The 12,542-nt window shown below is 61.3% G+C and carries 10 protein-coding genes and 1 pseudogene; 4 read left to right on the forward strand and 7 right to left on the reverse strand.

What is annotated here, in order from left to right:
- Positions 1–70 precede the first annotated feature (70 nt).
- Positions 71–136 (forward strand): annotated as a pseudogene (locus EVC45_RS47660) (cytochrome c); the annotation flags it as partial.
- Between the two features lie 52 nt (positions 137–188).
- Here the strand turns inward: EVC45_RS47660 and EVC45_RS22870 are convergent.
- Both EVC45_RS22870 and EVC45_RS22875 read right to left on the reverse strand, forming a co-directional pair.
- Positions 189–593, reverse strand: a complete 405-nt coding sequence (locus tag EVC45_RS22870) for a Fis family transcriptional regulator (protein ID WP_129960517.1) — start codon at positions 591–593, stop codon at positions 189–191.
- A gap of 174 nt (positions 594–767) precedes the next feature.
- Entirely contained in the window at positions 768–1,508 is a 741-nt protein-coding gene (locus tag EVC45_RS22875) for a 3-ketoacyl-ACP reductase (protein WP_129960518.1), read from the reverse strand.
- 378 nt (positions 1,509–1,886) lie between these two features.
- Here EVC45_RS22875 and EVC45_RS22880 point away from each other — a divergent pair, with 378 nt between their 5' ends.
- Both EVC45_RS22880 and EVC45_RS22885 read left to right on the forward strand, forming a co-directional pair.
- Positions 1,887–3,578, forward strand: coding sequence for a Na/Pi cotransporter family protein (locus tag EVC45_RS22880; protein ID WP_129960519.1), 1,692 nt, complete (start codon positions 1,887–1,889; stop codon positions 3,576–3,578).
- Positions 3,579–3,919: 341 nt separating this feature from the next.
- A complete protein-coding gene (locus EVC45_RS22885) occupies positions 3,920–4,192 on the forward strand; it encodes a hypothetical protein (protein ID WP_129960563.1) in 273 nt (90 codons plus the stop codon).
- 250 nt (positions 4,193–4,442) lie between these two features.
- Here EVC45_RS22885 and EVC45_RS22890 read toward each other — a convergent pair whose 3' ends face one another.
- From EVC45_RS22890 to EVC45_RS22910, 5 genes are all read right to left on the reverse strand, one after another.
- A complete protein-coding gene (locus EVC45_RS22890) occupies positions 4,443–4,844 on the reverse strand; it encodes a DUF3597 domain-containing protein (protein ID WP_129960520.1) in 402 nt (133 codons plus the stop codon).
- Between the two features lie 115 nt (positions 4,845–4,959).
- The gene (locus tag EVC45_RS22895) at positions 4,960–5,832 is read right to left on the reverse strand and encodes an oxaloacetate decarboxylase (RefSeq protein WP_129960521.1); all 873 of its coding nucleotides are present in this window, start codon (positions 5,830–5,832) and stop codon (positions 4,960–4,962) included.
- 47 nt (positions 5,833–5,879) lie between these two features.
- Positions 5,880–7,286 carry an MFS transporter gene (locus EVC45_RS22900; protein ID WP_129960522.1) on the reverse strand — a complete coding sequence of 469 codons (1,407 nt, stop codon included), beginning with the start codon at positions 7,284–7,286 and terminating at the stop codon, positions 5,880–5,882.
- A gap of 114 nt (positions 7,287–7,400) precedes the next feature.
- Positions 7,401–8,075 carry a GntR family transcriptional regulator gene (locus EVC45_RS22905; protein ID WP_129960523.1) on the reverse strand — a complete coding sequence of 225 codons (675 nt, stop codon included), beginning with the start codon at positions 8,073–8,075 and terminating at the stop codon, positions 7,401–7,403.
- 189 nt (positions 8,076–8,264) lie between these two features.
- Positions 8,265–9,359, reverse strand: a complete 1,095-nt coding sequence (locus tag EVC45_RS22910) for a porin (RefSeq protein ID WP_129960524.1) — start codon at positions 9,357–9,359, stop codon at positions 8,265–8,267.
- A 1,115-nt stretch (positions 9,360–10,474) separates the two neighbouring features.
- Here EVC45_RS22910 and EVC45_RS22915 point away from each other — a divergent pair.
- Positions 10,475–12,235 (forward strand): tannase/feruloyl esterase family alpha/beta hydrolase, encoded by a 1,761-nt coding sequence (locus tag EVC45_RS22915; RefSeq protein ID WP_129960525.1) that lies wholly within the window; start codon positions 10,475–10,477, stop codon positions 12,233–12,235.
- Positions 12,236–12,542: the final 307 nt, after the last annotated feature.

Genomic DNA, 12,542 nt, shown 5'->3' on the forward strand with positions numbered 1-12,542 from the left:
CGCATGCGGATGCGCTTGCGCATCGCTGTCGGCTCTGACCTGAGCGTCGAGGCGCGGCCGCGTCGAGCCCGCGTCATACTGCGCGCGCTGTCATCAAATGGATGGGGCCGGCGTGCCGCAAAAGTATCCGCGCCTCGATGTGTCGAGCGTGCGCGGCGCATAGCACAAGTCAATGCCAACGCGCTTCGTCAAGCGGTGTTCCCGTTGCCGTCGCAGTGCCCGTTGGCGGTGCTGAACAGCGTCTTCAGCTTCGCGTTGACCGCGATCAACTCATGAACCGGTGCCGCCGCCAGTTGCTGATCGAAGAGCGTGAGGACCTGACCGAGCAGCGCGTAGGCGTCGTGATCGACCGCGCAGGTGCCGGTTTCGAGTCCCGCCTGCCGGCAGCGCAGAATCACGCCCTCCGCGTCGCGAAACAGCTCGGGTACGGCCGAGCCATAGCCGCGCTGATTCAGCAGCATCGCCATGTAAATGGCCTGTGCCATGCTGCCGACATGATATTGATTGGCGACGCCGCTGCGTAATGCCTCGAGCGTCATGTGATAGTCGAGCGAGATTTCGCCCGCCTTGGCAGGCACGATTGGGCGCAGCATCGCCTTTGGGCGTGTGCGCGGCGACTTCGCGGGTGCAGCGCGCGTAGCGCTCGCTTTTCTGGCCATAAGCTCACTGAGGCGGCCGGCTCGCGCCGGGCCGCGACACCATCACGGAACCTGACAACGTCCAAAACGGAAAACGGCGGCGCCGCGCAGCACGCGGCGCCGTTCCCGTTAGCTCATATGCAGACCGCCGTTCAGCGAGAAATCCGCCCCGGTCGCAAAGCCCGCCTGATCCGACGCGATCCACGCGACGATCGACGCAATCTCATCCGGCGTACCGAGACGCCGTACCGGAATCGTCGCGACGATTTTTTCCAGCACCTCCGGACGGATGGCCTTGACCATGTCTGTACCGATGTAGCCCGGCGACACGGTGTTGACAGTCACGTTCTTGGTGGCCACCTCCTGCGCGAGCGACATCGTGAAGCCGTGAATGCCGGCCTTGGCCGTGGAGTAGTTGGTCTGGCCGAACTGGCCTTTCTGGCCGTTGACCGACGAGATGTTGATGATGCGCCCAAAGCCTCGTTCGACCATGCCCTCGATGACCTGTTTGGTCACGTTGAACAGGCTCGTCAGATTGGTGTCGATCACCGCTTGCCAGTCTTCGAACGTCATCTTGCGGAACATGCCGTCGCGGGTGATGCCCGCGTTGTTGACCAGCACGTCGACTTCACCGACGTCCTTCCTGACCTTCTCGAACGCTTTCGCGGTGGATTCCCAATCCGCGACGTTTCCTTCGGACGCGATGAAGTTGAAGCCGAGCGCTTTCTGATCTTCCAGCCATCGGGCTTTGCGCGCCGAGTTCGGGCCGCAGCCCGCGATGACGGTGTAGTTCTCTTTGTGCAAGCGCTGGCAGATTGCGGTTCCGATACCACCCATGCCGCCGGTTACGTACGCAATACGATTTGCCATAAGTCCTCCTTCTTGTTTGGGGTGAGTTGAAGCAAGTCGATTGGAGGATGGACCTATTATTGGCAGCCGCCAACGGCCGGGACGATGGGCATTTTCACCTAGGGGTTAACTGCCAAATCAGCGGGGGAAATCGTTGTTTGACGGGGCAATGATTTACGTCGCTTGCAGAATGAATGCTTTGCGAACTTCGCAGGTGCTCGATACCGCCGGTCGCCTGCCGTCCTTGCCTGCGCGCCATCTTCCTCTTACCCTTAGCGTTGGCCTTAAGTACCTGCCCCGGACACGGCGCAGCAAACTGCATGCGCGCTCGTCGATCCGGGGCGCGAAGCCGTCGGTTGCAGCTCCGTCCATTCGCGTGATCATCAGAGGCACATCAGGATGACTGATTATCTGACTGAAATCGATCCCGACAAGTTGAACATTCTTGGGATCTTCGGCCTGTTGATTGGCGGCCTTGCGCTGTTTCTTCTCGGTCTGGAGTTTTTGACCGGCGGCCTGAAGGCGATCGCGGGATCGAAACTGCAGTCGCTGATCGGCGTGCTGACCTCAAACCGCTTTCGCGGTGTGGTGGCGGGCGCCGTCGTCACCGCGCTGCTGAACTCGTCGACCATCACGACGGTGCTGATGGTCGGCTTCGTGTCCGCCGGCCTGATGACGCTGGCCCAGGCGGTGCCGATGATCATGGGAGCGAACATCGGCTCGACGATCACCGCGCAGATCATCGCCTTCGACGTTTCGCGGCTGACGCCATACATGCTCGCGATCGGCTTCGTGCTGCACGCGTTCGCCCCGCGCGAGCTGCTGCGGCAGATCGGCAGCGTCGTGATGGGGCTAGGGCTGCTGTTCATGGGTATCCAGCTGATGGGCGAGTCCACGCATCCGCTGCGCACTTACCAGCCGTTCATCGACGCGATGCAGGATATGCGCAATCCGCTGTTTGGCGTGATCGTGGGAGCGGTCTTCACCGCGGTCGTGCAAAGTTCGGCGGCGACGCTCGCGGTCGTGATCGCGTTGAGCGGCCAGGGCTTGATGCCGCTCGAAGCCGCCATCACGCTGATTCTCGGTGCGAATGTCGGCACCTGCGGCACCGCGCTGCTCGCGTCGATCGGCAAGCCGCCGGAGGCCGTGCAGGTCGGCGTCGTGCATCTGATCTTCAATGTGCTCGGTGTCGTGATCGCGCTGTTCCTGATTCCGCAGATGGCGGAGTTCGTGCGCTGGATATCGCCGTCGCATCCGGAACTGGACGGCCTCGCGCGCCTCGCGGCCGAGGCGCCGCGCCAGGTAGCCAATGTGCATACGCTGTTCAGCGTGGCGAACACGCTGCTGCTGATCTGGTTTACCGGTCCGATCGCGCGGATCGCGCAGCTGGTCGTGCCGAAGCGCGCGAAGCCCGCCAAACCCGCGGGTGATCCGCAGTATCTCGACGACTCGTTGCTGGATGTGCCGGCGCTGGGTCTGCAACGCGTGCGCATCGAGCTGACCCGGCTCGGCGCGCAGGTGCTCGAAGTCGTGCAACGCGGCTCGCAGATGGTGTCGACCGGCACGATGGAAGAGATCAACCAGATGCTCGATCAGGACAAGGAAAGCGACCGGCTCGCGTTCGAGATTCTTCAATATATCGGCCGCCTGTCGCAGGGGGAGCACTCGGAGGACGAAGGTCAGCAGATGGTCGGCTATACGCAGGTCACGAGCCACCTCGAGAGCATCAGCGGCATTGTCGGCACGACGTTGATGACGGTCGCGCAGCAGCGAATGACGCAGCAGATCGACCTGCTGCGCCTGCGCGATGCGGCGACCACGCAGTTTTCCGAGGCGGTGATCCGCAATCTCGAGCAGGCGATCCGCACGATCGAGGCGCCCGATCCGGAGGAGGTCGCGCAGGTCATCGACGCGAAAGTCGGCATCGAAAAACTTGCCGCGACCGCGCGTCAGGTCGTGCTCGCGAAGCTTCAACTGGCGGACAAGGCGGACGTGGTCACGTTCCGCCTCGCGATGGATCTGATCGAGCAGGGCCGGCAGATCGCGCAGTTCGCGCGGGCCATTGCGAAAAACGTGGCGGCGCTTCAATAGATTCCATGGCGCGCAAGGCGCGTCCGGCGATCGCCCTATTCGCGCGGAACTGATCGCCAGCACACGGAGGTTCGGCCTGCACGAGCGCTAGACTTGCGGCGTGTCATCCTCGTGACACGCTTTCAATGAGAGTGGGATTGCCCGCCTTTGCTGTGCGGGCTTTTTTCATGTCGCGCGGGTTGTGGTATCTGTAGTGAAGCGGCGGCCGTCGTGAGTGGATTGTGCGATGTCCCACAGTGGCTTGCGCAATTAGCAACGCCCGAATCGATTTAACACACGCCGCGTCCATAATTTGATAGCCTTTGTCGCAGCAGAGCATTGAACTCAAGGAGGACTTCACCATGATGAGGTGGCTTGCTAACTGGGCTTCACAACATGCTCCTACTCCCGAGAAACAGGCGGAACGCGCGCTCAACAACTTGCGCATGGAACTGTTTCAGGCCGAACAGCTCGTGCTCGACGCACAGCTGCGTGCCGATTATTATCGGGCTCGCCTGACCTTCCTCGAAGAAGTCACGAGAAAGGGAATCGAACAGGTATCGGACGAACGCAAGGCTCCTCTAGAGCCTCCCCAGCCGTTGCGGCCGGGACTCAAGCTCACCGCGGCGCAATAGCTGCGTGTATTCCATCGCAATGGGTTCGGTCACCCGCGTTTCGCTACGTGGGGTGGCGGCATTCGTGCTGTCGGGGGCGCGTGTAGCGCGCGTTCTTGCCGGTAGATTGCGCGAGCACTGATTGCTGCGTGGAGAAGTTTCGGGTTGCCCGGTTTGGTGCTTCGACCGGGCAATCTCGTTTGGGCGATTGATTATTGCTGCGCGACTTCCAATGCGCTTCGCTTGCCGCGAAACGCTTGCTTCGTCCTGCTTAGCTTGCCAGATCGGGCGGCAGCTTGCCGCCGTTTGCCGCGAGCGCCTGCATGACCTGCTTGTGCAGCCAGATGTTCATGCTCGCCGAGTCGTTCATGTCCCCGCTGTACTTCAATTCCTGCGCAAGCTGCTTGCGGTGTTCGAGACTGCTGTCGACGCCGAGCGCCTTCATCGTGTCGACGATCGACGTACGCCAGTTCAACGTCTGTCCGCTTTCGCTGACGAGTTGATCCATCACGGCGGCCACGTCGACGTCGGTCAGCGGTGCGGGTGCGGCGGGAGCGTCGGGCGTCGCGGCTTGCGCGGCGGCCGGGTCGGGAGTGGGTTCCGTCGCGGGAGGAGGTTGGTCCGGCTTCGCTTTGCCGAACAGCTTGTGCACGATGTCACCAAAAATACTCATTTCCGAAATCTCCGCGGTTGAATGACGAATGCGAGTGGGGGCGCTCGCAGGACATGCGTCCACTATGCTACGCGATCTACCCCGGTGAAAAACGTAATATTTTGTCAGCCCGTCGTCATTCGGCGTGCTCGCGGTCGAACTGCCATACGGCCGGGAAGTCCATCAGTTTGCACATTTCGGAGAACGGGTACAGGGTGTTTTCCGCGTGCGTGGTGCCGCGCTGCGCCTTGATCTCGCCGTAGATGTCCCGCAACGCTTTCGCGACCGCGAGAAAGCCGGAGGCTGGATAAATCGCAATCGAAAAACCGAGCTTCTGCAATTCGGCCGGCGTCAGTTGCGGAGTGCGGCCGCCTTCGACGATGTTCACGAGCAGCGGTGTATCGAACGTGCGTGCGATCGTTTCCAATTCTTCGACCGATTCCGGCGATTCGATGAACAACACATCGGCGCCCGCTTTGGCGAACGCTTCACCGCGCCGCAACGCTTCGTCGAGTCCGAGCGATGTACGCGCATCGGTGCGCGCCACGATCTGAAAGTTCGGATCTTCGCGCGTCTCGACCGCGACCTTGATCTTCTTCACCATGTCGTCGAGCACGATCACTTTGCGGCCTGGCGTGTGGCCGCATTTCTTCGGAAACTCCTGGTCCTCGAGCTGGATGCCCGCGGCGCCGGCACGCTCGTAGCCGCGTACCGTGTGCGCGACGTTCAGCAAGCCGCCGTAGCCGGTGTCGCCGTCGCAGATCAAAGGCGCGTTGGTAGCGCCGCAAAACGCGCTGACACGATCGACCATGTCGGTGTAAGTCGCGAGGCCCGCATCGGGCAGGCCGAGATAGGACGCGACCGTGCCGAAGCCCGTCATGTACAGGCAATCGAATTGCATCGAGTCGGCCATCTTCGCGGAGATCAGATCGAAGATGCCGGGCGCGGTGACGATTTCCGGCCGTGCGAGGCGTGCCTTCAACTGTTGACGCTTGTGTTGTGCGTTCATGCTATTTCCGTTTGCTGACGATGAATGGGTGCCGATTCGAGGTCGGATCATCGACGCGGTTCACGCGCGACCGGTGCGCCGGCGAGCGCGGTGTCGAGGTCGACCGTGGGCGGCGGCGCGATGTCTTCGAGCGAGCGCTGATTCGTTTCGATGCCGAACACCGCGAGAATCGCGGCCATCGCGACGAGCACGCCGACGATCACCGACAGCACGTCGCGCACGCCGCCCGTCGCATACATGACGACCACCAGCTGCGGCGCGAGAATGCCGGCGATGCGGCCCGCGCAACCGGCAATGCCGTTCGCGCGCATGCGGTTTTCGGTGGCGAACAGCTCGGGGATGTAGGTGGCGATGCCGAGCGCGACCATCAGATACGTGAGCGTGAAAAGCAGGAAGCCGAGCAGGGTTGCGGTCGCGACGCTCGTCGAGTGTCCGTACAGCCAGCCGACCGCGGCCGCGATCGCCGCGACCGCAATGAGCCCATTTTTACGGCCTATCCGATCCGCGACGAGCACTCCCAGGAAGGCGCCGGCGGGACCGCCGAGCGACATCAGCGTCGTATATCCGAGCGACGACGCCATGCCGAGGCCCTGCTTGATCAGGAAGGTCGGCACCCAGACGATGAAGCCGTAGATCACGACGTTCACGCCGATCTGCACGCAGATCGCGAGCAGCGTGCGGCGAATCTGCGGACCTTTGAATAATTCGAAGAGTGTCGTGGAGCGCGGCGCGGCGGAGGCCGGTTCGAGCGCTGGCGTGAAGGGCGGCAGCGGCTGACCGTTTGCCGATTCGGCTTCCGCCGCGAGCAGAATCGCATCGGCTTCGGCATAGCGCCCCTTCGATTCGAGCCAGCGCGGCGACTCCGGCATCTTCTTGCGAATCACCCAGACGATCATCGCGCCGACGCCGACGATCGCAAACATCGCGCGCCAGCCGATCGACGGGATGATCAGATAGCCGATGAAGGTCGAGAAGAACAGCGCGGAGTTCGTGATCAGCGACAGATACGCGGACCACTTGCCACGCACGGCCGGCGGAATGAACTCGCCGACCGATCCGTAACCGACGACGATTTCCGCGCCGAGCCCGAGACCCATGAAGAAGCGGCAGACGATCAGCCACGTCATGTTCGGCGCGAGCGCACCGGCGATCGACGCGAGACCGAAGATCGCGAGATTGAATTGGTAGGTGAACTTACGGCCCTTTGCATCGCCCAGCAAACCGGCCGTGAACGCGCCGAATAACATGCCGACGAATGTCGACGACAGAAACGCCGCATTCAATTGCATCGTCGACCAGCCGCTCTTCGCGAGCGCGCCGAGCACGCCGCCGGCCAGGTAGATATCGAACGAATCGAGAAACATGCCTCCGCCGATCAGCCAGAGGATGCGCCGGTGAAAACCGGAGAGGGGCAGTCTGTCCAGTCTCGGACCAGCGTTCACGGTGCTCGGCATTTCACGTCTCCTGCGTCGTTATGGGACGGCTATTCGTGCGTTGCGTCGATGCGTGGTGCTGCGATATTCGGCTGTGATGCGTGCGGACCAGAGGCTAGATTCAATCGCGAATGGCTACGACGAAGGGTGCTCCCTTTGATAGCGGTCGAGCACCGCTTTCTCGGCGGCGAGGATATGACAACGGGTGATCGCCTCGGCCCACGCGGCATTGCGATTCTCGAGCGCCTGCACGATTTCGAAGTGCTGGCGCGCGCTGCTCGCGCGGTGCTCGTCGTTGTACGAGTCGAACGTCCACTTGATCAGCGGCGTTTCCTTCATCGACGTCAATGAGCGATCGAGGCGCGCATTCCCCGCCGCGGCCGTGATGATCGAATGGAATTCGCCGTTGGCGGCGAACCATGCTTCGGTCGTTTCGGGTGTGGACGCTTGCCGCGTGATGGCGGACATCTGTTCGGCGAGTATGCGCAGCCGTTCGATTTCGGTGGCGCCGATTTTTACTGCGGCGCGGCCGGCGAGAAATGGCTCGATCAGAAGCCGCGCTTCGAAGATTTCGCGCGCGTCCTGCAGCGACCATGCCTTGACCCGCACGCCATAGTTCGGTCGGATCTCGACCCAGCCCTCGGCGCCGAGACGGCGCAGCGCTTCGCGCACCGGTGTGCGGCTCACGCCGAGGCTTTTGGCGAGCTGTTCTTCGCGCAGATACTGACCCGCGCCGAAGCGATTCTCGGCAAGCGACTGCTTGATCGCGAGATAGACGTCATCCGGGGATCGCGCCGAGGGGGCCGGCATTGTATGCAAAATACTCTCCTTCACAGGCTGACGAGCCGGATTTAGCCGCTTCATGGATACATTGTATGCAAAGTGGGGTTGCACGGGCTCGGGGGTTTCCCTGGGCGATGAGGCGCGGTAGTCGCCGCAAAAAGAAAATGGCCTGAAGGGCGAAGTCGCCCTTCAGGCCATTCACGAATACTTCTGGAATCAGAAGTGTGTATTCAAACCGACCCGTGCGATCGCCTGGGTCTGGCCGCTCGATGCACCGTCCGCACTGTTCATGCCGTTGATCTGCGCGAAGCCGCCCGAGCTTGCGCGCTGATACAGACCCATCACATAGACGCTCGTACGTTTCGACAGCGAGTAGTCGACGATCGCCGCGACCTGGTGCGCGTGATTATTGTCGACGACCGAGTTGCCCTTCATGTACATATACGACGCACCGGTGGCGAGTGCCGGTGTGAACCGGTACTGTGCGCCAACCGAGCCTTCATAGACCGAGCCGCCGTTCGCCGAGTTGTGCACGGTGGTGAAGAGCGCGTTGGTGAACCACGATCCGAATTTGTAGTGCGCGCCGAGACCCCAGTTGCGCACGCTGACCTGCGGTGAACCTGCGGTGTAGTACTTCACGTTCGTATAGGCGGCGTTGGCGCCGAACGAATTCGCCGCGTAGTTGAGCCCGAAGCTGGTCGAATTGCCCGCGCCAACGGAGCCCGTGACATTGCCGAAGCCATACATCGCGCCCGCGCTGAATCCACCGAACACCGGCGTCAGGTATTTGACGGAGTTATTGAGGCTCACGCCGGCCATGCGGTCCCAGTCGAACGCGCCGGTCGGATTCTGCGGCAGAGCGAGTTTCTGGAACGGCCCCGCGCGGAATGAATAAAAGTGGCCGGAGAGGTTGGCAGGGTCATTACCGCCGGCGAACAGCGAGTCCGTCATGAAGTCGTACTGATTACCGAGCGTGAACTTGCCGAGGCGATCGTCGACGAGACCCACATACGAAAGACGGCTGAACAGGCTCGAATTAGGCATGAATTGCCCGTTGTTCAGCTGGTACTGGTTCACGAGCTCGAAGATGGCCTTGGTGCCGCCGCCGAGATCTTCCGAACCTCTCATACCCCACAGGTTCGGGCCATTGACGCCGTCGTCCATCTTGACGTTGTGCTTGCCTCCCTGGTTACTCACATACGTAACACCGGTATCCATGAGGCCGAAGAGCGTGACGCTGCTTTGCGCATGCGCTGCCGTCGACATCAAGGTACCCGCGAGAATGGCGAGCGCGATCTGCGTCTTCTTCATCGAAATGATCTCCTTTTATATTTAGTCATACCAAGCGAAGTCGTATAGCTGTGCTGTATTGGCGAATCACAAAGATCCCCGTGGATCCTCGTGATGCAAAACAGGTCGGGCACTGGTGAACGGGGCACAATATAGTCGGCGCGATGTTCCTGAGGAAGTGGCGCGGCTGGCCCGAAAAGCACAACTGATCGATGAGCAGGCTGTCAGACATCGCGGGGTTTACGCGAACGCCCGAGGCGGCGCGCTGACTGCGTCGTTTCAGGAGGTGAGATGTAGTTCGTTGAAAAATAAGCGCTTTGTGTTTGTCTCGCGGCGACGCCACGTTTGCTTGTCGTAAAGCAAAGGAATAAAAGGCGTAAGAATTCGAAATATCTCGACATTGCGTCGATAAACAAAACAGAAAGCTCATGGCATTGATTCGCAACGCGATTGGAAATGGCGTTGGGTTCACGCCACAACATGGCAACAGTCGAGATTGACGCCCGGTTGTTCTCTATGAGATTTCGCGCGCGATGCTGGGTTTGTCGTTGCGCAATGCATAGAAGCAGTACTTTTCGAGTCTCTGTGCCGCTGAACTACCGGGTTCTTCCGCGCAAGATCTAATCTCGTCCAATCACCTTCGGTAATGCATAGCGACGCCCTTGAAAATTCAAGGCGACTCATTGCCGCGCAATGGATTTCAATTTGTTTCTTTTCACATCTAAAAAACTTATTGCATGTGGTCGTGCGAGATCTCGGCGCACGGTCGAGTCGGCTTGCGCAGCTATCTGAAACTCCTTGTGTCGTCGGCTCGAGCGTGGCGTCGGGCGTCTTCGGGTTGGACGTGCGAGCGCATTGGAGAGCCGTCGATATCGCTGATCCTTGTGGTTAACCCGCGATTACTTGTGACTCACCGTCTGGCTAACGTCGCGTCAAAACCCGGCGAGCCTGCGTGCGACCGCGTGGCCACGGCCGAAACAACGAAGACGCTTCTGAAAGCCGAAGTACTCAAAGAGGAGATGTGAATCGATGAAGATGAATAACACTTGCGTCACTCGACGCGGATGCGTGATGCGCACCGCGAGCACACGCACCGGTCCGATAGTGGACCGCGACAACCACGCAGGAGAACGAGTATGAAAACACTGCAATCCCTAAAGTTGCTGTCGCGTATCAAGGCGCGCAGCATTTCGCTGCTGACCTTCGTCGGCGTTTGCGCGACGGCCGCGATCGTCGCCGCATGCGGTGGCGGTAGCGGCATAGTCACGTACACGCCGTTGTCGGTCGTGCAGTCGGTCGTCGATTGCTCGAAGCTCGCGTCGATCGATATCACGGACATCGGCGGCGCCGGTAGTTCGATTACCTCGGCGACCGTGACCAACGCAACGGTCAACGGCGCGACGGTCGCGTTCTGCACGGTGAAGGGCACGCTCGCTCCGTCGAACACGTTCGAGGTTGCACTGCCGGTCAGCTCGTGGACGCAACGTTTCGCGGAACTCGGTTGCGGCGGTTTGTGCGGCAATCTGAGCGACCCGACGCAGCAAAGCTCGTTCAGCTTCTCGTATCAGTGCCCGCTCGTGCAGCAAGGCGGCTTCGTGACGGCGGCGACCGACATGGGTCACTCGGGCCAGGATTCGAGCTGGACCACCGACCCGCAAAAGCAGGCCGACTTCGCGTATCGCGGCCAGCACATCACGACGCTCGCCGCGAAAAAGCTGATCAAGGCCTACTACGGACAGACGCAGAAGTACTCGTACTTCATCGGCTGCTCTGACGGTGGCCGCGAAGCGCTGATGGCTGCGCAACGTTACCCGACCGACTACAACGGCATCGTCGCGGGCGCGCCGGCTGCGCACTTCCAGATCCAGAACTCGCTGTATCACGGCTGGAGCGTGAAGTCGCAAAGCACGACCGGCACCAGCGCGGGCAATGCGATTCTGTATGCCGACAAGGCGACGCTGCTGCACAAGGCCGTTGCTGCGGCATGCGGCGGCGGCAGCGGTGCGGCCGACGGCCTGATCGCCGACCCGCGTACCTGCCATTTCGACCCGGCGACGATCCAGTGCGCGAGCGGCGCGACGAGCACCAGCAACTGCCTGAGCGCTGCTGAAGTCACGACGGCGAAGGCCATCTACAACGGTCCGACCGATGCGACGACCGGCGAGTACATGCTGGCGGGTTCGCCGCAGTATGGTTCGGAAGCGAACTGGATCGGCGTCGAAGTGCCGTCGTCGAACTCGACGGACGCACCGGTTTCGGTGACGAAGCTGTTCAGCTATTCGATCGTGACGGGCGCGTACAACCTGATCTTCACGGGCTCGCCGACGATGCCGACTATCGACACCTTCGGCTATCAGGACGCCAGCTTCTACCCGACTTATCTGAAGGCGAACCATCCGTTCATCGATGCGACGAGCCCGGATCTGTCCGCGTTCAATGCTGCCGGCGGCAAGCTGATCCTGTGGCACGGCTGGGCTGACCAGCACATCTCGCCGTTGTTCACGATCCAGTACTACGAGGCGATGCAGAACACGATGGGCGCGTCGAGCGTCGATCAGTTCGCGCGTCTGTATCTGGTGCCGGGCGTCGGTCACTGCGGCGGCGGCGAAGGCAACCCGAATATCGACCTCGTGTCGAAGATCACCAACTGGGTCGAAGAAGCGAAGGTGCCGACTTCCGTGATGACGTATCAGACCGATTCGTCGAACAACGTGACGGCCTCGCGTCCGGTCTATCCGTACCCGGCGGTCGCGAAGTTCACCGGCTCGGGCGACTGGCACGACGGCGCGAACTACACGCAAGGCGCACCGCTCTACACGGCAGCCTCGCGTACGTGGGCCGGTTCGAGCTTCTACACGCCTTATACGGCGGCGACGCGCGGTGTTGCGGCGCCCTGAGCCGCTAGCGCGCAGCGGTAATTGACCAGGTGCCGGTCCCGCAAGGGCTGGCTCGTCCCGAAGCGGAATCGCCGTTGCACGGTCATTCCGCTTTTTTCTTTTGAGCCCTTTTTTCAGGTGCAAATCCGCTGTCAGCGCGGGGCATCTTCGTTGCACGGGAAAAGCGGGCCATCTCACGGCCGTTGTATGCGAGTTCGTTCCCGCGTCATCTGTTCTGTTTATGAGGATGCACGCGAAGAGGCATTCGGCGAGCCCGCTTCGAAGGGCCTACGGTCTAGCTTGAGCGCTTATCCAACGGGGCTTTGCG

The organism is Paraburkholderia sp. UYCP14C (assembly GCF_004197395.1).
GTDB lineage: Bacteria > Pseudomonadota > Gammaproteobacteria > Burkholderiales > Burkholderiaceae > Paraburkholderia.